We start from the raw sequence: 5,513 nt of genomic DNA, 5'->3' as shown, positions 1-5,513 counted from the left end.
CCCCAAAATCTTCTTTAGCTTTTTGAATTTTTTCTTCTCCCATAAGCTTTAAAACATTTTTATCTGCTGCTGCAAATTCACACATTTTAGTAAATGAAGGTAATCTATTAACTGGTGTATCATCTTTAGAGTTTTCGTCTAGCTCTCTAAATTTATGAATTCTAACTAAGTCAAAGGAATTACATAATAATCCACTTGTAGGATCTGTTCCATGATGTGAATATGAGAATTTATCGTCATAAATAACTAATCCGCCACTAGTTGATCCAGCAGCATAAGTATATCTATCTTCTTTTCCTTGAATATAAACATCACTTAAAAATTCTTCTATTGCTTCATTTATTGAATAAGTTCTACAAAAAGCACCTATTATACCCTCTTTAGTTAATGGGTCTTCTTGCTTTTCTAAGGCCTTTGTCATTTTGGCTTTTACCCTTGAACTTTCAGGCCAACAACTAACATCTTGCCAACCTAAAGGCTCATATTCTTTAAGTATGCTATCTGCTGATAATAATGGTCCAGTTTGTTCTCTAAATATAAATTCTGCATCTTTACTACAAGAAGGAAAATACATAAGTCTGCAAGGTTCATAAGTAGTATCATCAAATTGATCCATTCCTATAGAATCTGCAAACTTTCTACTTATAGCTTGATATTCTTCAGGACTTACATCTCTATCAAGTGGAATTATAAGTCTATATCTAGGTTTAGCTTTAGTATGACTATGAGTTGAATACATACACATTTCATAGTCATGTAAAAATGTTATAGAATCAAATACATTAAATGCTGCATAATCTAAGTCTAAAGTTAATAGTGATCTTGAAACTACGTTTTCAGCTTTACGCCTACCATTTTTTAAAAGACCACCTACAAAACCACCAACATCTTTAATTTCATCTTTTTTTGATTTAGATAATTTTTTATATTCTGCTTCAGTTTCATTTGTTCTAGTTGGTTCTCTTAGATACTCCTTAAATTCCTTAAAGGTAAGACTAGTATTCTTCCAATTCTTATCTTTTCTGTTTGTTCCTATTGCTACATTTATTTTTCTCAAAATACTTCACTCCTTTATTCTTTTTCATTTGTTTATTAATCACCTCCTTTCACATAAAGGAGCTATTTTACTTATTATTTTTTAGGTTTTCTATATATACTCTAAGTTTTAATTTATTCTTATCTGTTAATTTACCTTTTAATTTTTCTATTTTTTCTGTAAGCATTCTATGTTTTTGGCGACCTATTTTAAACTCAATAAGTCTTTGAATTTCTTCTTCTGAAATATTATATTTATTCATCATATGAACTGTTGTTATATATACATCTGCTATTTCTTCTTTTATATTTTCTCTATCATCATTTCTAACTGCTTGTCTTAGTTCTTCCAATTCCTCATAAAATTTTTTAGTTTCTACTTCAGGACCATAATAATCATAAATATATTTAATAGAATCATTAAAATTTTTCATTATATTTTTCTCCTATAATATGTTTTATTTACATTCCTATACTTTCTAATAGCTCAATAGCTTGTCCTAATTTATCAGATTTAACATTTATTTTTGCTGCTTCTTCATCTAATTTTTTCTTTTCTTCTTCAAGCTCCTTTTTTCTTTCCTCTATTTTTTCTTTTTCTCTTGCAAACTCCACAAATTGATTTTTTAAAGTTTCACTATTTTTCATTTTTGTTATCTCCTTTTCTTTTGTTTCTATCTTTACTACTTTCTTTTTTCCTTTTGGTTTTTCATCACTCAATATATAAGCTACTTTTTCATTAATTTCTTTTTCTGTTTCTTGCATTTCTTTTAGTTTAATTCCTTTTGCTTTATCTTTAATTTCTTTAAAAATAATTACTATATCTTTTATAGCAATATTTTTAAATCTTTCATCCTTATGCATTTCTTTAACCATAGAATTTTGACTTGTTATCCCACTATTAAATTTTTTCTCCATTTCTTTTCTCAACAGCTCTGTGTCTATATCTAATTTTTTCATCCAGTCATCACCTTCATACTTCATATAGAATTTGTCTTTATCTAAAGTATTAGCTAAAACTACAATCTCCTGAATATCGTTCATATTAATACTGTCTTCGAATTTTAATACTAATGCTGCCATGAATGAAGCTATGTAATTACCAAGATTATTATTAAGATTCTTATTTATTCGTTCTTCGACTACTCTATTAATAATCGCTTGTTTATCTTTAGATAAAGTATTAACCCATTTAACTAACCTTTCCTGCTGTCTTTTTTGTTGTCTTGTCATTGTTTTAACTTCTAATGCATTAGCCATTTTCTACTCCTTTTTAAGCTAATAATTCTTTTAATTCCGTTCTTTTTATATATCCTAGCTTTTCAGCTTCTGCTAATCTTTTCTTAATAGTTTTTTCTGATAATCCTAAAACTACTGAAGCCATTTTTATATTTAATTGCTTTTCACATTGATAAATAATGTATTTATAGGTTGTATCATAATAATTAGTACAGTTTGGTATTAAACAACCTAAAAACTCTTTTCTTTTTATTATAGATTCTTCCGATCTTCCTAGTTCTATTGCTATTGTGGTATCGTCTAATCCTTCATTTACATATTCTATAAGCAAATCATCTTCTTTTTTACTCCAAACTACTTTAAAACTAATCGAATACCCTAATTGTTGCTTTTTCTGACTTACACTTGATATACCAACTTTTAGTCTTTTTGCAATAGCTGTAGTTCCCATACCAGCATCGAGCATTTCTCTAAGTTTATTAACTTTAGATTTTGTCCATACCGTTTTTCTAGACATATCATCTTTCCTCCTTTTTTTATAAAAATCTTTTAACTTTATCAAAGCTTTTAGTTATAAAGCTCTTTACTTCATCAACCTTTTTTCTTTTATCATCATAAAAATGTACTCTATATACATTTCCATATCTACAAACTATAAATTTATCAGTTTTATTGACTATCTCTTTCATTTATCCCAGTTCCTTTACAATATTTACATTTAATATAAGTATCATTTGATCTTATACTTTTATTTATATATACCGCACTCTGCATAGCTTTTAATTTACCTTGTCCTAAACAATAAGGACAAATTGGAATATTTTTTATTTCAAATTATATTCTCATATTTTCTCCTTTCACATTTTATTTGGATTACGAACTCGATTGTTCGTATTTTATATATTCTTTCATAAAATTTTTCCTGGAATAATTAATTTTTACCTGGATAAAATTTTTATATTTCCGAACGTTATTTATCATCTTTTAATTTTCTTCCATTTTCTTTTGGGCTCCACTTCTTTTATTTTCAACTTATATTTTTTCTATAACTCTATAATCTTTGTTCTTACATATATGAACTATCTTCCACTTTTCTTGTTCTATAAGAAATATCTTGCCCTCTCTCTGCTCTGACTTTTTTAATCCGTAATTAGCAATAGTTTCTTTATGCATAACATCGCTCATTTTTCCACCTCATTTCGCATTTTCAAAGTAATATAACTTATTCTTGTGGAGTTCCTTCTTTATATTTTCCACAAAAGCATTTATCAGTAGTTACACATTTTTTATAATCATCAACCTCACAGTTGCCAGTTACACACCCAGCAAGTAACATATGTTCACATGTTCCACATTGTCCTTTACTTGCAAAATTTCCACATATATAAGCTAATCCAGTTTTCATATTTATTCCTCCATTCATTTCATATTTTCAAAGAATTTTTAATTATTGTACTTACACCCAACGCAATTTCTTATATCATCTATTCCATCACCGATATTATAGTTATAACAACGATAACAGTTCTTGTCCTTTAAATATTCACCACAAAATGGGCAATACTTAATTTTTATAGGTTTAATGATATTTCCTGCTGGGTTAGATACTCTAATTTTCAAAAACATTTTATTGTCGCTATCTAAATAAATTGATAGTTTTTCATTATCTAAATCAGTTTCTATTTGAAATTCATCATCACAAAATTTACACATAATTACCACTCCTTTACTTCGCATTTTCAAAAGATTGTCCCATTTTTACATCAACTGATAAGTTAGATAATTTTTCTTCTAATTTACTTCTTACGCTACCCGTATTATGTTTATTTATAGCCCTTAAACATAGTATTATATTTTCTAATTCTCCAAGTGTAAGTTCTACGTTTACTTTAGTATCAAATATATCTTTCATAACTTCTCCCTTCACTTTTAAAAAGATTTAAACTTAAATAAATTCAATTCTTTTTGTTTTGCACGTTTCATGCTTACATTTTTCACATTTATATAAAACTCTTAGTACTAAATCGTGTGTCATATCTACATCAATAACTCTACTTTTTTTCTTACACTTTTCACATTTAGATAATATAGGAACTTCAAATTTTATTTTTTTATTAAACATCTAAATTTATCCTTTCTCATTTTCAAACTATTGCATAATACAAATACTGCAACTACACCACTCACATTCTCCTTCCCATTCTTTTTCTTCACATCTTTTACAATCAGCTAATTGTCTTTTTGTAATCTTTCTCACGAAGTAACCTTCACTTTCTAAAAGCTCTATTGCTTTTTCTATATCACTCATTTTTATATCTCCTTAATTTTTAAATTCTAAAGCCTAACATATCAGCAGTTGTAGGTAAATCACCATTAAACTCAAAGTATGTGTAATATTTACTTTCTTTTGTTGGGACTGCTCCTATAAACTTTAATTGTTCTATCATATCTTTATTTTTCTTATTTGATAATTTTAATTGTGTAACATTATCATTTATTGATTTTAATTCCATTTTTAAAACTCCCCATATACTTTTTCAAAATCTATATACTTATCATTACTTAGCTTATTTAATATTTGCTTTATTAATTTATATCCCTCAGAATCTATTCCATCTACTTTATACTGAGATCCATATATAGTTTGTACCTTCCTATATCCGTTTTCATCTTTTATAAATTCAATTCTCATTGCTTTTTCATTTGAATTGTTGTAAAATTTTAAAACTTCTACCCCATGCGAATATTTAGCATAAAATATAAGTCTATCGCAATTAGGATAATATCTTGTTATTTCTCTTGCTATAACCCTACCAGTATCTTTGGCTATACATCTTTCTTCTAGTATTCTGTTGGTTTTAGGTTCTCTATCCTGGTCTATATAAGAATTTAAAAACTCAATCATACATATCACCTTTATCATTTGAATATCATATGAGAATACTTGAATATAAAGTACCCTCATACTAAGTTTTATTTATATTAATATATACATTGTATTCCGTAACCTACTGCACATTGATGTTCTATTCTACAACCTCTAGCATTTTGCCAACCTGATGCAAAATAAGCTATATCTGCATCTGCTAGGAAATCAATTGATTTAGCAAGATAATTTAAAGGTTTTGGATTGCCTTTAAAATAATCAAAGAATGTATCTAATACCTCAACATCTTCTCTTAATATCGCCTTAGCTTTTTTAATTGCCATTTCTCTTTCCTCTAATATTTCTTTATCAG

Annotated in this window: 13 protein-coding genes and 1 pseudogene; all 14 read right to left on the bottom strand. The window is 27.1% G+C overall.

Annotated features, from left to right (window positions below; all coding sequences use genetic code 11):
* A pseudogene (locus HMPREF1092_RS16280) lies at nucleotides 1–1,057 on the bottom strand (virulence-associated E family protein); the annotation flags it as partial.
* A 67-nt stretch (nucleotides 1,058–1,124) separates the two neighbouring features.
* A complete protein-coding gene (locus tag HMPREF1092_RS16275; RefSeq protein ID WP_002599801.1) occupies nucleotides 1,125–1,469 on the bottom strand; it encodes a MazG nucleotide pyrophosphohydrolase domain-containing protein in 345 nt (114 codons plus the stop codon).
* Between the two features lie 28 nt (nucleotides 1,470–1,497).
* Complete coding sequence (locus HMPREF1092_RS16270; protein WP_002599800.1) at nucleotides 1,498–2,295, bottom strand: hypothetical protein; 798 nt, start codon at nucleotides 2,293–2,295, stop codon at nucleotides 1,498–1,500.
* A 13-nt stretch (nucleotides 2,296–2,308) separates the two neighbouring features.
* A complete protein-coding gene (locus HMPREF1092_RS16265) occupies nucleotides 2,309–2,791 on the bottom strand; it encodes a helix-turn-helix domain-containing protein (RefSeq protein WP_002599799.1) in 483 nt (160 codons plus the stop codon).
* Between the two features lie 19 nt (nucleotides 2,792–2,810).
* Nucleotides 2,811–2,963: a hypothetical protein gene (locus HMPREF1092_RS17395; protein WP_002599798.1), complete on the bottom strand. Its 153-nt coding sequence runs from the start codon at nucleotides 2,961–2,963 to the stop codon at nucleotides 2,811–2,813.
* A 343-nt stretch (nucleotides 2,964–3,306) separates the two neighbouring features.
* Nucleotides 3,307–3,459 (bottom strand): hypothetical protein, encoded by a 153-nt coding sequence (locus tag HMPREF1092_RS17390; protein ID WP_002599797.1) that lies wholly within the window; start codon nucleotides 3,457–3,459, stop codon nucleotides 3,307–3,309.
* Between the two features lie 37 nt (nucleotides 3,460–3,496).
* Nucleotides 3,497–3,679: a hypothetical protein gene (locus HMPREF1092_RS16260; RefSeq protein WP_002599796.1), complete on the bottom strand. Its 183-nt coding sequence runs from the start codon at nucleotides 3,677–3,679 to the stop codon at nucleotides 3,497–3,499.
* A 38-nt stretch (nucleotides 3,680–3,717) separates the two neighbouring features.
* Complete coding sequence (locus HMPREF1092_RS16255; protein WP_002599795.1) at nucleotides 3,718–3,987, bottom strand: hypothetical protein; 270 nt, start codon at nucleotides 3,985–3,987, stop codon at nucleotides 3,718–3,720.
* A 13-nt stretch (nucleotides 3,988–4,000) separates the two neighbouring features.
* Nucleotides 4,001–4,186 carry a hypothetical protein gene (locus tag HMPREF1092_RS16250; protein ID WP_002599794.1) on the bottom strand — a complete coding sequence of 62 codons (186 nt, stop codon included), beginning with the start codon at nucleotides 4,184–4,186 and terminating at the stop codon, nucleotides 4,001–4,003.
* Between the two features lie 33 nt (nucleotides 4,187–4,219).
* Complete coding sequence (locus HMPREF1092_RS17385) at nucleotides 4,220–4,396, bottom strand: hypothetical protein (protein WP_002599793.1); 177 nt, start codon at nucleotides 4,394–4,396, stop codon at nucleotides 4,220–4,222.
* 27 nt (nucleotides 4,397–4,423) lie between these two features.
* Nucleotides 4,424–4,582: a hypothetical protein gene (locus HMPREF1092_RS17380; protein ID WP_002599792.1), complete on the bottom strand. Its 159-nt coding sequence runs from the start codon at nucleotides 4,580–4,582 to the stop codon at nucleotides 4,424–4,426.
* A gap of 19 nt (nucleotides 4,583–4,601) precedes the next feature.
* Entirely contained in the window at nucleotides 4,602–4,787 is a 186-nt protein-coding gene (locus HMPREF1092_RS16245) for a hypothetical protein (protein ID WP_002599791.1), read from the bottom strand.
* A gap of 2 nt (nucleotides 4,788–4,789) precedes the next feature.
* Nucleotides 4,790–5,197: a hypothetical protein gene (locus tag HMPREF1092_RS16240; RefSeq protein WP_207637648.1), complete on the bottom strand. Its 408-nt coding sequence runs from the start codon at nucleotides 5,195–5,197 to the stop codon at nucleotides 4,790–4,792.
* Between the two features lie 59 nt (nucleotides 5,198–5,256).
* Nucleotides 5,257–5,513: hypothetical protein (locus tag HMPREF1092_RS16235; protein WP_002599789.1), on the bottom strand; the 257-nt coding region annotated here is incomplete at its 5' end.

It is taken from the genome of Clostridium thermobutyricum, from assembly GCF_000371465.1.
Classification (GTDB): Bacteria; Bacillota; Clostridia; order Clostridiales; family Clostridiaceae; genus Clostridium; species Clostridium thermobutyricum.
This window is presented reverse-complemented; position numbering and strand designations above follow the sequence as displayed.